Source organism: Nostoc sp. GT001, from assembly GCF_030382115.1.
Classification (GTDB): Bacteria; Cyanobacteriota; Cyanobacteriia; order Cyanobacteriales; family Nostocaceae; genus Nostoc.
Genome location: NZ_JAUDRJ010000003.1, coordinates 4,719,314 through 4,736,283 on the forward strand (window position 1 = coordinate 4,719,314; position 16,970 = coordinate 4,736,283).

The 16,970-nt window shown below is 41.3% G+C and carries 19 protein-coding genes; 5 read left to right on the top strand and 14 right to left on the bottom strand.

The window, feature by feature from the left end; translation table 11 throughout:
* Nucleotides 1-16: 16 nt before the first annotated feature.
* Nucleotides 17-289, bottom strand: a complete 273-nt coding sequence (locus QUD05_RS22930; RefSeq protein ID WP_289798098.1) for a GlsB/YeaQ/YmgE family stress response membrane protein — start codon at nucleotides 287-289, stop codon at nucleotides 17-19.
* A gap of 555 nt (nucleotides 290-844) precedes the next feature.
* Nucleotides 845-1,324 carry a DUF4174 domain-containing protein gene (locus QUD05_RS22935; RefSeq protein ID WP_289798099.1) on the bottom strand — a complete coding sequence of 160 codons (480 nt, stop codon included), beginning with the start codon at nucleotides 1,322-1,324 and terminating at the stop codon, nucleotides 845-847.
* A gap of 55 nt (nucleotides 1,325-1,379) precedes the next feature.
* Here QUD05_RS22935 and QUD05_RS22940 point away from each other — a divergent pair, with 55 nt between their 5' ends.
* Nucleotides 1,380-1,577 (top strand): hypothetical protein, encoded by a 198-nt coding sequence (locus QUD05_RS22940; protein ID WP_289798100.1) that lies wholly within the window; start codon nucleotides 1,380-1,382, stop codon nucleotides 1,575-1,577.
* Between the two features lie 195 nt (nucleotides 1,578-1,772).
* Here the strand turns inward: QUD05_RS22940 and QUD05_RS22945 are convergent, their stop codons facing one another.
* Nucleotides 1,773-2,732: an aldo/keto reductase gene (locus tag QUD05_RS22945; RefSeq protein WP_354666149.1), complete on the bottom strand. Its 960-nt coding sequence runs from the start codon at nucleotides 2,730-2,732 to the stop codon at nucleotides 1,773-1,775.
* Between the two features lie 589 nt (nucleotides 2,733-3,321).
* On the opposite strand from QUD05_RS22945, the gene QUD05_RS22950 reads away from it, so the two are divergent.
* Complete coding sequence (locus QUD05_RS22950) at nucleotides 3,322-3,504, top strand: hypothetical protein (protein ID WP_289798102.1); 183 nt, start codon at nucleotides 3,322-3,324, stop codon at nucleotides 3,502-3,504.
* Nucleotides 3,505-3,588: 84 nt separating this feature from the next.
* On the opposite strand, the gene QUD05_RS22955 is transcribed toward QUD05_RS22950, so the two are convergent.
* Together QUD05_RS22955 and QUD05_RS22960 are read right to left on the bottom strand one after the other, a co-directional pair.
* Nucleotides 3,589-3,777 carry a hypothetical protein gene (locus QUD05_RS22955; protein ID WP_289798103.1) on the bottom strand — a complete coding sequence of 63 codons (189 nt, stop codon included), beginning with the start codon at nucleotides 3,775-3,777 and terminating at the stop codon, nucleotides 3,589-3,591.
* 174 nt (nucleotides 3,778-3,951) lie between these two features.
* A complete protein-coding gene (locus tag QUD05_RS22960) occupies nucleotides 3,952-4,533 on the bottom strand; it encodes an NADPH-dependent FMN reductase (RefSeq protein ID WP_289798104.1) in 582 nt (193 codons plus the stop codon).
* Nucleotides 4,534-5,321: 788 nt separating this feature from the next.
* Here QUD05_RS22960 and QUD05_RS22965 point away from each other — a divergent pair.
* On the top strand, nucleotides 5,322-6,605 hold the full coding sequence (locus QUD05_RS22965) for an MFS transporter (RefSeq protein WP_289798105.1): 1,284 nt from the start codon (nucleotides 5,322-5,324) through the stop codon (nucleotides 6,603-6,605).
* 365 nt (nucleotides 6,606-6,970) lie between these two features.
* Nucleotides 6,971-7,243 (top strand): Precorrin-3B methylase, encoded by a 273-nt coding sequence (locus QUD05_RS22970; protein WP_289798106.1) that lies wholly within the window; start codon nucleotides 6,971-6,973, stop codon nucleotides 7,241-7,243.
* 6 nt (nucleotides 7,244-7,249) lie between these two features.
* Here the strand turns inward: QUD05_RS22970 and QUD05_RS22975 are convergent, their stop codons facing one another.
* Nucleotides 7,250-7,711 (bottom strand): DUF3592 domain-containing protein, encoded by a 462-nt coding sequence (locus tag QUD05_RS22975; RefSeq protein WP_289798107.1) that lies wholly within the window; start codon nucleotides 7,709-7,711, stop codon nucleotides 7,250-7,252.
* A 206-nt stretch (nucleotides 7,712-7,917) separates the two neighbouring features.
* Between QUD05_RS22975 and QUD05_RS22980 the strand changes: the two genes are divergently transcribed.
* Nucleotides 7,918-10,173, top strand: coding sequence for a family 10 glycosylhydrolase (locus tag QUD05_RS22980; RefSeq protein WP_289798109.1), 2,256 nt, complete (start codon nucleotides 7,918-7,920; stop codon nucleotides 10,171-10,173).
* Between the two features lie 256 nt (nucleotides 10,174-10,429).
* Here the strand turns inward: QUD05_RS22980 and QUD05_RS22985 are convergent, their stop codons facing one another.
* The 8 genes from QUD05_RS22985 to QUD05_RS23020 all read right to left on the bottom strand — a co-directional run bounded on the left by QUD05_RS22985 (nucleotide 10,430) and on the right by QUD05_RS23020 (nucleotide 16,908).
* Complete coding sequence (locus tag QUD05_RS22985) at nucleotides 10,430-10,591, bottom strand: hypothetical protein (RefSeq protein WP_289794484.1); 162 nt, start codon at nucleotides 10,589-10,591, stop codon at nucleotides 10,430-10,432.
* A 195-nt stretch (nucleotides 10,592-10,786) separates the two neighbouring features.
* Nucleotides 10,787-11,059, bottom strand: a complete 273-nt coding sequence (locus QUD05_RS22990; protein WP_289794483.1) for a hypothetical protein — start codon at nucleotides 11,057-11,059, stop codon at nucleotides 10,787-10,789.
* Nucleotides 11,060-11,188: 129 nt separating this feature from the next.
* Entirely contained in the window at nucleotides 11,189-11,596 is a 408-nt protein-coding gene (locus tag QUD05_RS22995) for a transposase family protein (protein ID WP_289795575.1), read from the bottom strand.
* Between the two features lie 207 nt (nucleotides 11,597-11,803).
* Entirely contained in the window at nucleotides 11,804-12,445 is a 642-nt protein-coding gene (locus tag QUD05_RS23000; RefSeq protein ID WP_289798110.1) for a DUF938 domain-containing protein, read from the bottom strand.
* Between the two features lie 508 nt (nucleotides 12,446-12,953).
* Nucleotides 12,954-13,421 (bottom strand): hypothetical protein, encoded by a 468-nt coding sequence (locus tag QUD05_RS23005; protein WP_289798111.1) that lies wholly within the window; start codon nucleotides 13,419-13,421, stop codon nucleotides 12,954-12,956.
* Nucleotides 13,422-13,524: 103 nt separating this feature from the next.
* Nucleotides 13,525-13,827 (bottom strand): hypothetical protein, encoded by a 303-nt coding sequence (locus QUD05_RS23010; RefSeq protein ID WP_099102090.1) that lies wholly within the window; start codon nucleotides 13,825-13,827, stop codon nucleotides 13,525-13,527.
* Nucleotides 13,828-14,343: 516 nt separating this feature from the next.
* Nucleotides 14,344-15,747 (bottom strand): glycoside hydrolase 100 family protein, encoded by a 1,404-nt coding sequence (locus tag QUD05_RS23015; RefSeq protein ID WP_289798113.1) that lies wholly within the window; start codon nucleotides 15,745-15,747, stop codon nucleotides 14,344-14,346.
* A gap of 351 nt (nucleotides 15,748-16,098) precedes the next feature.
* Entirely contained in the window at nucleotides 16,099-16,908 is an 810-nt protein-coding gene (locus QUD05_RS23020; RefSeq protein ID WP_289798115.1) for a glucose 1-dehydrogenase, read from the bottom strand.
* Nucleotides 16,909-16,970: the final 62 nt, after the last annotated feature.

The following is a 16,970-nucleotide window of genomic DNA, read 5'->3' on the forward strand; positions in this document are numbered from 1 at the left end:
AATTCAATTTAATTTATTACAAAGCACTGCGGCTAGTTAACGCGTTCCACAATAAGACTGCAACAATTGCACCCAGAACTGCCACTGCAATACCGGGAATACTCAAAGAGGGAGCCGCAAGAGCAAAGCTTCCTGTACTGAAGAAGACACCCAAACTACCGCCAATAAAAGCACCAACGATTCCTAATAAAATTGTTGCTAAAATTCCGCCGCCTTGATGACCAGGGTAGATAGCCTTTGCAATCGCACCAGCAATTAGACCTAAAACAATCCAAGCAAGAATATTCATTGTTTTTATCTGATAAACGTTTTTTAGTGACAAATACACAATAGCAATCCAAATATTGACATTCAATCTACCAACAGAAGCAATTACTAATAGCCTTGAGGATGAAGGCTATTACTTCTCGTGATGAACCCCCTTTATTGAGATGGATAATAAAAAAAACTCCTAGTAATTCTAAAACCAGGAGCTAATAAATTCATTGCTTGATAATTGCAGTATATGCATTTTTCATGATTAGACTTCTTGCAAAAGTCGGGGTAAAGGGGAAGGGTAAAAGGGTAAATAAATTCCAAAATCCTTTCCCTTTAACCTTTTCCCTTTTCCCTAAAAGTGCAAAAATATATTTTTGCAAGAGGTCTATTTTTCTCATATACTTGAAGCATTGAACTCAGGTTTGAAAGCAGATACTCTTGTAGGTTCGCACTTAAGTTTACTCAACTTGTAGAATTCTGGTGCTGTAAGAGGTTTGCGCTTAGGGATTGGCGTAGCATTCGTAGTAAAGGGCAATTGACTGTACTTGCATTAGTGTTAAACAATAAAACCAACTGCTTTGCCAATTTATCGTTCTTGTATTTCTTGCTGACGCATGGGCATAGCGTCAATTTGCTCAAAAATTGCTGTAGCTTGTACTGGTGTAGTTTCTTGGCGCTTAATACCACCATCTTTGCCAATCAAAATGACGCGAAAATTTTCTTTATCAACCCCAAAGCGATTTCGCAAATTGGCAGCAGAAGGCTCATCTATTAACTGTCCATTGGCATAGCTTTTATCTGTTGCCAAGACTTTAACCAGAACTAAATCCCGATCTTTAAAATCGTTTTGGCGCTGGTTAAATACCTGCATCTGTTGCTGATAGTTATGGTTATCAACAGATGGTGCAAAGATTAGCAGCACCCGGTTTTGCCATTTTTGAGAATTGAGGTTAAATGAAGACATTTTGATAGTATGGGTTGAACCTTGGACAGTATCAGCAATGCTGACGGGCGATAGGGCTATAGACGCGGTGAGAGTCAGGGCGATTAATATTGAGTTATTCACTTTGGGGTTTGTTAGGCTCATAATGTAGACTATGACATGAATAAGGTTTGATGAAATGTCAGAAGCTTTTCCAGACTCTTCTCAACTGCAACAATGGCATCAAGGTATTGAAATGGCTAACCGCAATAACATTTTCTGTCACTGTCGTAGTTGCAGCTATGAATGGGTGGACTCTGTGATTGATGCAGTCTGTAGTAAATGCAGCAGCAAAGATATTGAACATATCTCGTGCTGGCAGTTTCCAGATGATTGAATGAGTATCCAGATATATAGGCGATAAAATAGCGATGTCTACGACGGGCTGCGCCTACGCTACTTTTGACATTTCCTTAGAAAATTCTGGGTGATTACTTTGTTAAGCTGCGGTAATGTCTGCTTGGGCATCTAAAGCGGAATTTGAAAAAATACTCCAGTTTTTCAGATAGATCAACGGTTAACAGTACTCATGTCAGGATAGCGATCGCCTAGCTGCCACATTTTTTGGTGCAACTGTTTCCAGTCGATTCAAATCTTGTTCAGTCAGGATAATTTCGGTAGCTGCAACATTCTCCTCCAAGTAAGTACGGCGTTTTGTACCAGGGATTGGGACAATATCTTCTCCTTGAGCGAATAGCCATGCTAAAGCAAGCTGACTAGAAGTTACTCCTTTTTCGCTGGCGATCGCTTTGACTTGCTCTACTAATTGCAGGTTTTTATAAAAATTCTCACCTTGAAAGCGAGGAGAATTTCTGCGATAGTCATCAGGTGCAAGATCGTCAGGGCTAGCGATCGCACCTGATAAAAACCCTCTTCCTAATGGGCTATAGGGAACAAACCCAATTCCTAATTCCCGCACGGTAGGTAAAATTTCATCCTCTGGCTCTCGACTCCAAAGAGAGTATTCTGTTTGCAGTGCAGTAATGGGGTGAACTGCTACAGCTCGTCGAATCGTCGCTGGGGCAGCTTCCGAAAGCCCCAAATAACGCACTTTTCCCAGCTTGACTAACTCTGCCATTGCCCCGACAGTATCTTCAATGGGGACAGTTGGATCTACTCGATGTTGATAATAGAGGTCAATCACCTCCACTCCCAGACGTTTTAACGAGGCATCACAAGCTTGATGGACATATTCTGGTCTACCATCAACCCCTTTAAAACCACCATCTTCAGTACGGACATTGCCAAATTTAGTTGCTAAAACTACTCGATCTCGGCGATCTTTAATTGCTCTGCCTACAAGTTGCTCGTTGGTAAACGGCCCATACATATCAGCAGTATCAAGAAAATTAACTCCAAGTTCTAAGGCTCGATGAATTGTCGCTATCGCCTCAATTTCATCACGACCGCTATAGAACTCAGACATTCCCATACAACCAAGTCCGATAGTTGAAACTTCTAAGCCTTGTTTGCCTAGCTTTCTGGTTCTCATAAAATAATTTCCTACTCAGTAATTGGTCTTAGAATATGACACCTTTCAGCATTATCCCTTTCCCTTTCACCAAGTCATCTATTATTAGAAGTATTTACTGATACAAGTACGTTGATTTGCAGGTACTTCACATTTATTTTACCAGCCGTGTTAAGACAGCTTTCTAGCCTACGCACTTTTACTATGGGTTTTCTAGTGAATTACTAGCCAGTTGTAGAGAAGCGATGACCAAACGCTGTAGATTGGCTGCTGAGTTCTTTTACAGCGTTGGGTCAACAACTGGCGATTTGTGGTTGTTCTGTTCTGTTGATTCTTATTTAAACTGCAAAATACAGAGTTGTAATGCCAAATTGCCAGAACCTTTGAATATGGTATCGTCACTTCAACTTGTTCTTAGAGGAGAAATGGAAAGAGTTGATGGCAGTTTGGTCAAATACCTCTACCAATTTAAGAGACAACTTTTAGTAAAAGTTCGTTAAGCACGCACAATAATGGTCGGTTGTTACATACACCAGTCTGATTGTTATTCGTCAGAATGTAGTGGTGCAATCTATTGCACTCTTACAAAAGCTAAATTCAGAGGTAAACTATGTTTCCTTTTTGGGGTAATCCATGTTATGGAAGCGAACCCATTTCGCACAAAGCTAGCTTAGAGCGGAAATTAAAATTCTTAATTTGGCTGCGAGATGATTTAGAGTCCAAACTGGCTGGTATTAATGCTTCTATTGATACCATTCGTCAGCAAATAGAACGTTCAGACTCATCTACTTAGAACTTAGCTGATATAGCAATTCATCTCATCATCTACCCAATAAGCAGGTGATGAGATGAATTGCAAGTGAATTGACGACTACTATTAACCAGTCAACTTAATGACACCTTGGCTCACGAAAGATTCAAGCTGAGAATGATGCTGTGTTTGCTCTCGTAGCAACTTGAGTTGCTCGTAACTGAGAATGTGTAATCCTGGCCGGACAACATAACCTTCAATGGTAATGCTTTGTGGCTGCTGGCTGTCGGTGCGATTGTAGCTAATTGAAGGCATATTTACAAAGGGTAAGTCAGAACTGATTAGTAGAGAGTTTGATTCTTCACTCTCTTACAGCTTCACACAAGTTTCTCTTAAAGGGTGACTAAAGGTTGCGTTTGGCTCCCAGTATTAAAAAAAACACAATATCCCCAAGCTAATTGGTATACAAAGCAGGTAAAGCTGACTTGATTAGAAGGGAGTTCCTTTTTCTTTTTTTTGTCGTTGTAATGCTTCTTCGTACCACTCTAATTCATCTAAAAATTGACCGACTCTTTTGGGCAAAGCAGTTTCCTGTGAAGTACCTGCTTCATCCAGAGAGTTTCCAATTTTAGAAATAGCAAAAATGCTTGAAATAGTAGGCATTCCCATCTCTGACAGAAAAGCGCGTAACTGAATGGCTGCCCGTACTCCTCCAAAGCTACCAGCTGAGTAACAAACAATACCAGCAGGACGGAAAAAATATTCTTCTAGATAGTGATCCATCAGATTGCTCAACCCTGGTTGAATGGAATGGTTGTACTCTCCTGCAACAACTACAAAACCGTCTGCGGTTCGGATATGTTCTGCCAGTTCTTCCATCTTTGCAGGAGCCTGACCTTTGCCATATTCTTTATACATCCGGTCTAAAAGACCAAAGTCATACTCCTTTGCATCCGCAAAAATCACCTCATGGTTTCTTTGCTTAAGCTGGTCAATCATGAATCTAGCAGCTTTAATGCCCTGGCGATCGCTCCTGTAGGAACCATAGAAGACTATTGTTTTGAATTTCACGATCGATGATTTTTAATAACTAAATAGTTTTAAGTTTAGGGATACCACCAGCAAGCAATCACACACCACAGATTCGCACCCGCCCCCAATCTTTTCCAGCCTTGGGTAGCACCAGTTTTCACAACCTGTTGCAATTTTTGGAGAATGTCTTATGTCGTGGTGTCAGTGACTGGTGTATATACATCTATATTATTATCGGTGACTGACACCAAATCAGCGAACAGTAAAAAGTTTACACTCACCACAAAGTCTCAAGCTGTGACTCTCCAGTGATAACTGATTTACCCACTGCCCCAAAATTAACTCACGACAATCGTGTAGGTCAACAAACCAATAGACACACTTCCGGTTTTATTTCGACCCAACCCAAAGAGTTCAGCTTCAAACTCAAACTTTATCAATAACTTTTGGGCTATGTCTACAACGATCTACGTCTATGCTTTAGCTATTTTATTGCCAAGTCAATCTCTGTGATTAATAGGTGTGAGCTTTGTGAGCGCATAATCTACACCGTTTGCCAATCACGCACCACTTCAAGGTTAACCTATACCGACCACTGACCCAAACTCCATTGCAGTAAGGCTCACCATCAAAAATTGGGAGATTTTACAAAAATATTTTTCAAGGGTGATTTAAGTACAGCATTTGGGAACAATTTATGGAACTCAGGTTTTTGTAGGTACTTAGATGATTTCTAAGTACCTACAAAAAGAAGATAAACCTGTTCAAAATACAGCCTGAGTTTCCCCAAAAGGGAATAAATCACCAAACTTGTAATATCTATAAAAATGCTTAATTCTGAAATTCAAAAAGACCTTCGCCATAACTTTACTGTCAGTGTTATTGAAAGTGGATTTTTTGGTTTTGGGAGTGGTTTTGCTTCATTTTTCACGATTCTTCCGCTATTTGTTAGCACTCTTACCGATTCTGCATTGCTCATCGGTCTGATCCCGGCTATTCCACGCTTAGGCTGGCAATTACCTCAGCTATTAACAGCTAATAAAGTAGCTCGTCTACAGTGTTACAAACCAACTGTAATGTTGTTGACAATTCATCAGAAGCTTCCTTTTTTGGGATTAGCACTGGTGGCTTTATTACAACTAGAACTCAATCACCAAACTATCTTACTGTTGACATTTGCCATACTCATTTGGCAAGGGCTAGGTGGTGGGGTTAGCGCCACTGCTTGGCAAAGCATGATTGCTAAAATTGTTCCCTCCAGAAAGCTTGGTATTTTTTACGGTACTTTAGCAGCATCTGGTAATTTTATGAGTATTTGTGGTGCTGCGATCGCTGGTTTACTACTTAAGGAAATCGCTCAACCATTTAACTTTGCTCTATGTTTTTTGTGTGCCAGTTTGGCAATGGCTCTATCTTGGTTTTTTATGTCTAGGACGCGAGAGCCAGTAAACACCACATCATCAGCCTTTGAAACTAGACGTGAATTTTGGGACAGTGTGGGTGTAATTCTCCGGTGCGATGAGAATTTTCGTTGCTTTGTGATCGCACGTATGATCTCACAGTTAGCATTGATGCCACTTCCCTTCTATACACTCTATGCCGTACATCAATATGGGATGGGAGAAGCATCTGTTGGGTTAATTACTACTTTATTGATGGTTACACAAACTATTGCTGGATTAGTTTTGGGGTGGTTAGGCGATCGCACGGGTCGTAAGTTAGTCTTGGAAACTGGTTGTATTGCTTGTGCATTCAGTTCGGTTTTAGCTTGTCTAGCACCCAATGCAAACTGGTTTTACTTGGTATTTATAGGAGCGGGAATAGGTATGATGGCTCTGCAAAACATTGCTGCGGTAATGACTTTAGAGTTTGGCAACCAATACCAACGACCAGCCTATATTGGTCTTGGTAATACCCTTGTTGCCCCTGCCACCATCCTTGCTCCCCTACTAGGTGGATGGATAGTGGAGAATATTGACTATAGAACTACCTTCTTAGTAGCAGCTATCGGTGCATTAGTTACAACACTGCTTTTGCACGTAGGAGTAAGCGATCCACGCTATCTTGAAGAAAATTTTAGTAACGATTCAGTTAATGTTTTGCCTGAGTAGTAAGCATCTGATATGAATGGCACTAAGAAAAGCCGAAAGGCTTGTGTAACCTTGTTCCCAGTCTTCAGATTGGGAACGAGTTCCAAGAGGCTCTGTCTCTTTTCAAGAAGGAGGAAGCAGAGCCTCCCACAATGGTTTCCCAGCCTCCAGGCTGGGAACGAGGCAACACAAGACTTTGGATTTATCTTAGTGCTATTCACATCTGATTCAGTCATTGCCTAGCATTATTGCTCTACCCCTCATCTGGTTGGATAACTATAAGAAACAGCAATGAATTAACTCAGGAAATCAGTCAGCTTGAAATTTGAAGTGTCAAGATGAATCTGATTCGCTAGGATGGCATTAGAAATTTCTAGTATTTGAGTATGACCAAGGAAGATACTCCACTGACAGGAGACGCACTGATTAAAGAAGTCTGTCGGCGGATTCGAGTAGCTCGCAGCTATTGGGATGCTCACAATAATGCTGCTTGTCGGGGCGAACGCGATCGCGCTTTAGCTCTTTACAACACTCTGACTAAGGAACAAAAAGACCGGATTCCGCAAGTGTTGCGGGTGTGGTTGCGTTACCGCAGTGAGAAATATTTTGGCGCACACCGAACGCCGCCAAAGTCAGCACGAAAATCAAAACATATCTAATTTATATTACCCACCTGAAGACCAGCGTATAGGCAACAGTGTGCCCACGCTAAAAACCACAGCTAACCCACCCATACCAAACATTCCCCAAGGTACTAAACCTTCCAGCGGATTCACGACACGCGCAGTACTTATGGGTTGTTGAGGATTGTAACGTATCACCACCATCTGGCCGTTGCTGGAACGGTAGGATTCATAATTGCCTGTAAAGCGAGTGCGTTTACCGTTGGCTAAAAACTCGATAACTGGCGCATAGGTTTCTTTTTGCTCATTGTTGTTCGTACTGCTGCGATCGCGACGACTGATGCTGTCTACCACCGTACCACGTGTTTCATTTAGTGTTGCACCTTCGTGGGCGATTATGTTACGTACCCAAAAACCGCCCCCAAGAAACACCAATCCAATGGCCAGTCCAATACTTGCGCTTAGTTTGTCATCAAAAGTATTTTGGTGAGGTTGGAAATTCATGGGTTTGAGGATGGCACAACAATCAATTTCATTACAGCATCTCGATTAAAGCTTACATTTGAAACATTTCTATTTGGCACCACAACCTTCATAACTGCGTCAACTATCTTGCAGCTAAATTACTACATCATAAAAACTGATGTAGTAATTTAACATTTATATGGTATTAAATATAACCAATTAACCTCATTTAGTCAGCAGAAGTAATGACAACTCAGTTTTGGAAAAAAAGTAGAGAAATTAATGCAACTCTAACTAACTTACTATTTAAGCCTATACACAGACGGGTACTACTAGGTCTAAGCAAAGCGAGTCAAAAGACATCGCCGTGGCTTTTGAAAAAGCGTCTGCTGCCATTATTATGTCTGATATCATTCTTTCTAGTATTGCTACTAAACAGCTTTGCCCCTGCTGTTGCCCAACTACCTCCTCAACCTCGTCAAGAAATTCGGGGAGTATGGCTAAGTGGTAACGATTTTAGCGTTTTTAGAAATCGTTCACAGGTGCAAGCAGCTATGAGTCAACTGCGGCAGTTAAACTTTAATACTGTTTATCCCGTAGTTTGGAATGATGGTTATACACAATACCCCAGTGCCATCATGCAGAAAAAGGGTATCCCGTTTTTCTTCAAGGGAGCAGATGGACAAGATGTAATTGCAGACATTATTACTCAAGCCCGCAGCCAAGGGTTACTAGCAATACCCTGGTTTGAATTTGGTTTTATGGTTCCTCTAACTTCGGAACTTGCATCGCAGCATCCAGATTGGCTAACACAAAAAGGGGATGGGACTCAAACTTCAATTAGCGCTGCGGGTGAAGTAGCGTGGTTGAATCCCTTTCACCCCGAAGTGCAACAGCTTATCCGCGAACTCGTGATGGAAGTGATAGCTAAATACGATGCTGATGGCGTTCAATTTGACGACCACATGAGTTTACCTGTAGATTTTGGTTACGATAAGTACACAATTAGTCTATATACTCAAGAAACTGGGAATCCTCCACCACCCAATCCCCAAGCCCAAGCATGGATAAAATGGCGGGCAGATAAAATGACTGCATTCATGGTAGACCTTTACCAAACAGTGAAAGCCAGAAAACCGAATGCTATTTTTTCAGTTGCTCCTAATTACTATAATTTCGCCTATAAAATGCAACTGCAAGATTGGCTAAACTGGGTACGGTTGGGTATTGTTGATGAGTTGGTCATGCAGGTGTATCGTAATGATTTGGAAAGTTTTATCGCTCAAATTACCCGCCCAGAAATTTTAGAAACCCAACAAATCATTCCAACTGGTATCGGGATTATGGCGGGTTTACGAAATCGTCCAGTTGCCATCCCACAAATCAAATCCCAGGTAGAAGCAGCGCAACAACGCGGTTTAGGTATCGGCTTTTTCTACTACGAAAGCCTTTGGGATATTGCCCCTGAACCAGCAGCGCAACGCCAGTCGGCATTTGCGGCTCTTTTCCCAAATTCAGCATTGCGCGATATCTCGCAAAATACACCCCGCAAGACAACTTTTAACACCGTCAGCTTACCTTTATATCCAAAACCTTCCCTTGGGCAACGTGTTCGCGGCTATTTTTTAGAAGTTGCGATCGCAAATGGTCAACCAAAACGTATTTTATTAGATACAGGGTCAGCAGGGCTAAGAGTTCCCAAAGAGTTTTTAGGTAATTCTCCGATCCAAAGAACAGGTCAAAATATCAAGGAAGTATTAAGTGATGGTACTATCCTGGAAGGAGAATTAGTTTACGCTAATGTCCGGTTTGGTTTGATTCCCACCGCCGAACCTGTTCCTGTACAAGTTGTTACTAGTCGCCAATGTAGCGCCGACAAACCTAAGTGTTCAGCTAAGAGTGGTGTACCATTTTCGGGAATTATCGGTGTTAACTATTTTGAAAAATCACTTCCCTATAACCCGTTAAGAAAACTATCAGGCAATCTGAGTAACGGATTTATTGTCGTTGGTAATGGTGGTAGTAACAAAAATGGCAGCCTTATTCTCGGTTTAACTGCTGAGAATCAAGCAGGTTTCAAAATGGCTTCTTGGAGTCCACAACCCGAAATTAATGATGTACCCGGTAAAAGATGGGATTCTCGATTGAGCAAAGTTTGTTTAACTCTTGCTGGGAGTTCTGCAAAAAATTTGTGTAATAGCAGAGCGATCGCTGATACTGGAACTATTAATGGTTTGACTGAATTCAAGTCAGCTTCTACAGCAGGTAAACTCAAACCCGGAGTATTAGGGTCAGCAAATGCTGTGAAAGTAGGAATTAATGGCATTTTTGATTATAGTTTGACGCCAGGAAAGCGCGACGGCTTTAATCGCTGGAATTTGAGTATCTCGCCACAATCAGAACTGACTATATTTGTAAATCCTGGAATCGCTTTGTTTGATAAATACGATGTACTTTTTGACCAAGTTAATGGTAAACAGGGTTTTCGCAGTCGTCGGTGAGAAGAAAGTAAAGACTTGCTTACTCAGATAGCGTTCAATTAACCCAGGATTTACGCAAATATAGCCGAAACCCTGATGTAGAGACGCGATTTATCGCGTCTTGAAAAACCAATTATTTACACCAATAATATCATGTGCGCTTGATTGCTTATTAAACCCAAAGAACCCCACCCCGCCAAAGCTACGCTTTGTCTCCCCTCCCCGCAAGCGGGGAGGGGGTCAGGGTGGATTAATTGTCGGGAGAGAAAAAGTTTTCTCACTCGACCATTGGACTCACAGGCATTGGGCAAAAGGAGTCGGAGTGGTCAAATAGCGCATCAAAAATCATTTGAAGTTGGTTAGCCATCAGCCTTAACGCTTCGGGAAGAGTCCGACAATTTAACTGACGAGCCAGGGAAACTAAAAACTGTCTGACCATCGCCCAATTAGCTGGTGAAAAACCGCCAGTATGAATACAGTTATCTTCATTTAAAGTTACATCCTTGACCCAATGAAGTTGATTTTCAATTGACCAATGACCACGAATAATCTCCGCGAATTCTGAAGCTGAATAATTTCAGCTACTTAAATAAAAGTGTTGTTCATGATAGTCAACAATCTGGCGACGACAATTCTATCCTTGAGGTCGAGTTCCATATCTGTTAACCTCAATTAAACTTTTAGCGCCAACCCAATCAGGTAGTGACTCAAATGGAATTGGATAGACTTTGACTTGACGAGTAGTCTTTCGTCCATGTAAATTTTCATCATGGTAATTGGTATCGATAGCGATTGAGGATTCAGCTAGCTCAGTAGCTACTTTCAGGAGATTTGGCTGGTTTCTTTTAATAGTAATAATGTAGTCATTTTCTCCCTCGATAATCAGCTCAACAGTTTTTTTTGGCAATGTAGTGCATCGGCTGTAATCACGATATGATGCCCATAAAGCTTTTTAATTAGCTCTTCTACCACACTAATCTCACTGTTTTTGTTATTTTCCATAGCTTGATGTCTGATTACCCATCCTTGCTGATGACTATAAACTGAAAACTGAAACGATACTCACAAAGTTTTGATAGGATTGATTTCCCCCGGTTACAGTACTTTTAATACATTTCCCATCGATGGCAAATAATTCTTTGAAATTAATTGGCAAACTCTTTTCTGCCCAGACGTTAAACAGTTCAGCTAATATCTGAAAATCAATTGACATCATAATATTTCTGAATGTTGATGCTGACGGAAATTGAATATCTGGAGATAAATCTAATAATTTGATTAGAGATAATCGATGATTTTTTGTGAACTCAGCTAAAGGTTTATACCCCCAATATCCTGTACAACTACCTAACAAAACTATAGTTAGTATTATCCAAAGTCTATGTCTAATACCTCTAGCATGTCGATAATCGGGAACCCCTTGGATTGCTTCGATTAAATTCATTCCTAACTTTCCTCTGGGAGAACCGTGTTTTTCTTAAGGAATCATCCTTCTATGTTATATTTTCTCTCTCGACAATTAATCCACCCTGCCGCAAGCGGGGAGGGGGTGGGGTGTAACGACTGTAGTTAGCATAACTAATTAATTATGCGGACATGATATAACCCTTAACCCAAGCGTATTGGCTTTTAGCCCAACAAAAGTCAATCACTAGGTAGAACGTTGAAACACTACTGAAAGATTATTAGCTGGCATTTGGTAAATCTGTTGCAAGATTAGATTTTGGGCGCTAGCTACTGCTACAACATCATCCAAGTTACGCACACCCCACTCTGGGTTTTCAGTGCGTAAATATTCGTCAAAAGCCGCATTACTCGCAGCTGTATGTTCTCCACCTTGTTTGAAGGGGCCATATAAATAGAGGATACCTCCTGCTTTTAGGATACGACCTGCTCCTGCCATTAACCCCAGACAGGCTGACCAAGGTGAAATGTGAATCATATTGATGTTGACAATGGCGACAATTGGCTTCGTATTTAGCCAATCAAATCCACCATTTTCCACAGCCCAAACTGGTTCTTTTGCATCTAGTTCAAGCGGTGCATAAACGTTATCACATACATTGTGTTCAGTCCATGAAATAATGCTAGCTCTTGATTGTGGATTTACATCGGTTGGGAGCCACAGATAATCTCTGAGCCTGGATGCAAAAAAGACTGCGTGTTCACCAGTACCACTTGCTATTTCTAAAATAGTGCCGCTCTCCGGCAACACTTGTAAAAGTACTTCTAGAATTGGTTCGCGGTTACGCTCGGTTGCTGGTGCGTATTTTCGTGCGTCTTGTGGTGTCATCTGGATCGTTATATTTATAATTAATCTCAAATATCAAACTAAGAACTCGACAAATTTTTATAAAATATTTGCACAAGTTTGAGCAAGTCACTTTTTGCAGGCTCACCGCCATACAACCATTTTATTCAATCCTCAGGGTAACTTCTCGCTTTGTGCATTTTTGATTCGGAATCGGGTTTTGGGAAAAGGCAAAAGGAAAAGGGTTAAAGGTTTTTTCTTTACCTTTTCCCCTTAACCGAAGAAGTAAGTATCTAGGCATAAATAAATTTCAAGTTTGTAGTAAGGACTTTAGTTTTGATAATCCTTGCTCTGAGCGATAAATCGCTCACTACAAACTAGGAGTTTATTTTATATTTAATTATGTCTACCTACTTATTGGGAGTGCATTGCTTTGGACTGGAATGCCCAACAAAGTCAGAGCTAACGGTCGCCAGGAGACGAAGATAAATAACTTTTGACTACAATCGTTAGTCCGCTTTTAGCGAGAGGTTTTCATGAATTTGGCTCTCTAGCTCAAGAAAAATTTTCCAGAGATTGGATCTTGTTTGAGGGATTGAATAAAATCTCTCAAAGTCATCATGCTGCCTGTTAAGGTGAACTTAGGAGTGCCATTTTGAGCAACGATTCTCACTTCACTATCTTGGATCTGAATCTTATTTTTAATAATATCCCATAGAGCATCGAAGCTCTCATCATCCTTACAACCATTGGCTTCCAGGAATCTTTGGCGTACTTCTGTTTTTAGTGCCAGTGCTTCTGCTGCTTGAGTACGCGCCTCAAAATGCTTAACTACATCTTCATAGGTACTGTCTCTGAGAGTTTTGTTTTCAGCCAGAACTTGTTCTAACTGAGTTTTGATGGCTTTCAGTTGGGATGCTAAAGCGGCTGATTTTTGATATTCAACTTTTAAGGCTTGCTTTGCATTGGCTAACAAGGCTTTATAATCTAGCTGATCTTGATTTTTTTCGGATTGCATTTTTATCTCTCGATCAACACATTTTCGGCGATCAAGTCTCGTCAGTTATATAACAAAACTGGCGAGAGCTTGGTAAATATTGTTTGTGTTATCTGAGCGTCAGCTATTTCACCAATAATGGTGATTCAGAGTGAGGATTCTCCTGAATACTACTCAAACTAGAACTAATGTGGGAGCGGATAGCTCGTTCATAAACACTAGTCTGCTGAGTGCGTACCCCTACAGCCTGATATATTAAGTTAACTTCCGGGAACTCAGACCAATACATCAAAAAGATGTCTTTAGCTGGAGTAATAATTTCATAATTATTCTCTTGTCTTTTCTTTCTAAGTTTACAATTATTTAGTTGTAATTTTTGTCGGAATAGTTTTTCAAATTCTAGAATTAAATCTGAAGTAGTTTTCATGGTTAATACACGTCAAAACGTGCTAATTATGCAAAGACTATCTGGTGATATTACTAAGTATGACACTTCAGATACCTCTTATAACCTAGTGTATCAGTTATCGGGTATTTGAGAAGGGTATTCAGAGGCAGGTTAACTCGTTGGTGTAAACTCTCATAGAGAAGTAGGCTGTGCGATCGCTGGAACCTTTTAATCAGGATTTTTGTGGTACAAACATACTATTTACTAACTTATACTTACCAAAAGTTTGCCCGCTTGTAATGTTATGTCAGTATAGCTAGTACAGCCGAAAGTTTGTCTACCTTTAACCAGTTACTCAAAACAACTTGTCTGCCTATTGTCTGGTGAATTGAGATGGTAACTGGATTTACACCAAGTTGTACTGGTTAGTAGAAACACCCTGTATAATTACACCACTAAATCATTTTTGGAGTCAAACTTTGCCAGGTATTGACTACTCAATACTATTCGATTAAGGCAAGAGACGGGATAAATCGCTCGGTCTCTACAATCTATCTACAGGCTACAGCCTGGGACTTCGAGACCCTCTGCAAAACTGATTAATTCTAAGTACTCTGGATTTTCCACCAGCCTTTTAGCAGCTAGCAATCCGGCAATACTCCAAGTTTGATAAATTCGGGCTTCTTTGCCAATTAAACGACCATTATTGCCATCGTAGTATTCAGGGAATTTATCTTTAAATAAACGCCTTTCGGCAATAGCGATCGCTGCTTGAGCAAGTTCTGTTCGACCTGCTTTTAGTGCCGCACCAGTAAATAACCACAGCAAAACCGGCCAGTTACCGCCGTTGTGATAAGACCAAGCCCTGTTTTTAGAGTCACATCCTGTCACAATTCTCCACTCTAAACCATCCATTGCGGGAAAGCAAATTTTAACAGGCATATAGCCGATTAAGTCTTGCCAACGTTGGGCAAATAAATTCATAATGCTTTGAGATTCTTTTTCACCAGCTAAGGAAGTTAAAATTGCCATCAGATTTCCCAGCGCAAAAAAGCGAAAATCTATCCGTCCCAGCCCCAAATTTCCCGCTAAATATCCTCCAGTTTCGGGCAACCACTCGGTCAACCAACTAGGAATTGATTCTGAGTTGATGTTGAATTTATTAACAATTTCTTTACCAAATTCGTTATCTTTATAACGATAGATTTCTCCCAATCGCTTCAGGTCTAGCCAATAATAGTTGCGGATATGATATTTCAAAGATCCCAATCGCTTATTGACTTTGCTAAGGTAGTTATCGCCATCGCCATCTGGTAACAGCAATTCACCAGCAGCCCTCAAAGATGCGTAGAATAACACCTGAATTTCTAAAGGATGTTCGTAAACTCCCATGCGACGGTCAATCATAAACGCGCCATCGGGAACTAACATTGTTGGGTACATGGAAAACCGATGTACTAAGCAAAGATCCAAAATTAGTTTGATTCCGGCTTGAAAATCTGGCTGACGCGCTAGTGACAAATCGCCTGTAGTTTTTTCATAAGCGCGTAGCAAGAGAATCCACCACATACAAGAATCAATCGGGGGAACACGAGCGATCGCTAGTTCACCAAAATCAGCGACCAAAAATTCCTCATTCCCCTTAGAATGTACTTTAAAACTGGCAGGCATTAATCCCGCTCCTGGTTCAAAGCAGTCTATCTGCTTTTCATGACTTTGTAATTTCAGTGTTTCTACTAAGAAGTTACGCACAATCTCTGGTTTCCCATACATGAGAAACACCAAGGCAGAAGGGACAAAATCGCGGAGGAAGCACTGGTCATAATTGAGTGCATCGGCCTCCGCATCTTTGGCGGCTACAGTCCCAATGGGTTTTCCTTGGTAATAAATTACGGAATTTTCCAATAATTCCCAAGCTTCTGTTTCCATCTGACTGTTCTTATCGATTGCGCTAGTCATGGGCGTTTAATTCCACTAATGGTATGTATCGGCTTAATTGTGGAAAGTACGCCAGCCTTATCTCAACGGAGAGGCAGGGGGCAGGGGCAGGGGGCAGNGGGGAAATAACCTCATCAGTAACTGCTGTGGAGCAGAGCAGAACATGGGTCTGAGTCTCCCGCAACAACCAAGCGTGGTTATCGTAAGAGCGGAAAGCTAATGCAACAAGCGGAGTGGTCAGNNNGCTCTGCCGTAAAGCCTGCGGCATAGCTACGCTTAGGGCGCAGCCTCTCCAAGAGTTGGTNNNACTGTCGAATCCTCTTTCTGTNTCTATCCCCCTTGCTCCCTGCTCCCTGCTCCCTTGCCTCTTTTTCAAGCTGACCAAGATTCCCGGAAGTCAGCATATAGAGTCAATCCACCATCTACAAATAGCGTTTGTCCAGTGATGTAGGCGGCTTCATCCGAAGCTAAAAAAGCTACTGCGGCTGCCATCTCCTCAGAGGAGCCAGCACGCCCCATTGGGATGTGACTTTCCACGATCGCCTTTTTTTCAGGATCGTTTATCCAGGCTTGGTTCATTGGCGTGATTGTTGCTCCAGGGCCAATGGCATTGACACGAATACCTCGGTTAGCATATTCCAAAGCTAAGGTTTTGGTGAGGTTTTCCATCCCGCCTTTGCTAATGGAATAACTGATATACATCGGTCGCGGAATAATTTCGTGAACGCTGGAAATATTAATAATCGCTCCTGGACGATTAACAGACAGGAGGTGTTTAATAGTTTCACGCGCGCAGAGATAAGCACCCCGGAGATTGACTGCAATTACCCGATCAAAGTCTGCTGTGGTAACTTCGTGGGATGGACTTTCTGTTTGAATGCCAGCATTATTAACTAGAATATCTAAACTGCCAAATTCCTTTACTACGGTGTTGACCATCTCAATAATGTCTGATTCTTGGGAGACATCTCCTTGAACCAGCAGCGACTTCACACCACAATTTTCGATATTTCCGCAGGATTTTTGCAATGCCATCTCTTCCGTATCTGCCGCGGCATCAGGGTCTTTGCGGTAATTGATGGCGATGTTGCACCCTTCTTCGGCGAGTCTGATAGCGATCGCCTGACCGATACCTGAAGTTGCACCTGTAATTAAAGCATTCTTTCCTTTTAAGCCTATCATATTTCCTCCCTAAGCTGCCCTGATTTGAATTTGCACTAGTCAAACAATTTTGGATTTTAGAT

What these genes read in the sequence shown, in the direction of transcription:
- QUD05_RS23005 (WP_289798111.1), bottom strand. Translation starts at nt 13,421, where the DNA reads ATGCAATCCGAAAAAAATCAAGATCAGCTAGATTATAAAGCCTTGTTA.
- QUD05_RS22950 (WP_289798102.1), top strand. Translation starts at nt 3,322, where the DNA reads ATGTTTCCTTTTTGGGGTAATCCATGTTATGGAAGCGAACCCATTTCG.
- QUD05_RS22975 (WP_289798107.1), bottom strand. Translation starts at nt 7,711, where the DNA reads ATGAATTTCCAACCTCACCAAAATACTTTTGATGACAAACTAAGCGCA.
- QUD05_RS22995 (WP_289795575.1), bottom strand. Translation starts at nt 11,596, where the DNA reads ATGAATTTAATCGAAGCAATCCAAGGGGTTCCCGATTATCGACATGCT.
- QUD05_RS23000 (WP_289798110.1), bottom strand. Translation starts at nt 12,445, where the DNA reads ATGACACCACAAGACGCACGAAAATACGCACCAGCAACCGAGCGTAAC.
- QUD05_RS22965 (WP_289798105.1), top strand. Translation starts at nt 5,322, where the DNA reads ATGCTTAATTCTGAAATTCAAAAAGACCTTCGCCATAACTTTACTGTC.
- QUD05_RS23015 (WP_289798113.1), bottom strand. Translation starts at nt 15,747, where the DNA reads ATGACTAGCGCAATCGATAAGAACAGTCAGATGGAAACAGAAGCTTGG.
- QUD05_RS22970 (WP_289798106.1), top strand. Translation starts at nt 6,971, where the DNA reads ATGACCAAGGAAGATACTCCACTGACAGGAGACGCACTGATTAAAGAA.
- QUD05_RS23020 (WP_289798115.1), bottom strand. Translation starts at nt 16,908, where the DNA reads ATGATAGGCTTAAAAGGAAAGAATGCTTTAATTACAGGTGCAACTTCA.
- QUD05_RS22945 (WP_354666149.1), bottom strand. Translation starts at nt 2,732, where the DNA reads ATGAGAACCAGAAAGCTAGGCAAACAAGGCTTAGAAGTTTCAACTATC.
- QUD05_RS23010 (WP_099102090.1), bottom strand. Translation starts at nt 13,827, where the DNA reads ATGAAAACTACTTCAGATTTAATTCTAGAATTTGAAAAACTATTCCGA.
- QUD05_RS22980 (WP_289798109.1), top strand. Translation starts at nt 7,918, where the DNA reads ATGACAACTCAGTTTTGGAAAAAAAGTAGAGAAATTAATGCAACTCTA.
- QUD05_RS22930 (WP_289798098.1), bottom strand. Translation starts at nt 289, where the DNA reads ATGAATATTCTTGCTTGGATTGTTTTAGGTCTAATTGCTGGTGCGATT.
- QUD05_RS22985 (WP_289794484.1), bottom strand. Translation starts at nt 10,591, where the DNA reads ATGGTCAGACAGTTTTTAGTTTCCCTGGCTCGTCAGTTAAATTGTCGG.
- QUD05_RS22955 (WP_289798103.1), bottom strand. Translation starts at nt 3,777, where the DNA reads ATGCCTTCAATTAGCTACAATCGCACCGACAGCCAGCAGCCACAAAGC.
- QUD05_RS22940 (WP_289798100.1), top strand. Translation starts at nt 1,380, where the DNA reads ATGTCAGAAGCTTTTCCAGACTCTTCTCAACTGCAACAATGGCATCAA.